This is a genomic window from Brevibacillus sp. MCWH (assembly GCF_013096935.1).
Taxonomy (GTDB): Bacteria; Bacillota; Bacilli; order Brevibacillales; family Brevibacillaceae; genus Brevibacillus; species Brevibacillus aydinogluensis.
Genome location: NZ_SDLF01000174.1, coordinates 1 through 438 on the forward strand (window position 1 = coordinate 1; position 438 = coordinate 438).

Below are 438 nucleotides of genomic sequence, written 5' to 3' on the forward strand. Positions count from 1 at the left end.
AATAAAAAGTAAGTGGTTTTAATTTTTCCACTTACTTTTTATTTTTCATCGCTATTTTCGGAACTCTTCTTAACTTAAAGTTTTCAATAGCTTCTTTCATGAAATATTCATGACAATTAAAATAAACTTTTTTGTCTACTTTGTAGTAAGTTCCATCTTCTTTCATTTTATAACAATTGAATGTGTCATCCCAATATCTTCTTATAATATTGAGAAGTTTTTCTCTAACTTCTTCCTCTGTTATAGGGACCATTATTTCTAAACGTCTATCTAAATTTCTTGATAATAAATCTGCACTAGAGATAAATACTTCCTCTTTACCTCCATTATGAAAGTAGTAAATTCTACTATGCTCTAAATATCTACCTATAATACTTTTTATTACTATATTTTCATTTATAGGTTTCATAGAGCATATTCCTCTACATAATATTTTTA

At 25.6% G+C, this 438-nt stretch carries 1 pseudogene; it reads right to left on the reverse strand.

The features are described 5' to 3' along the window. Positions 1-31: 31 nt before the first annotated feature. Positions 32-438, reverse strand: a pseudogene (locus tag ETC00_RS19940) (RNA degradosome polyphosphate kinase); the annotation flags it as partial.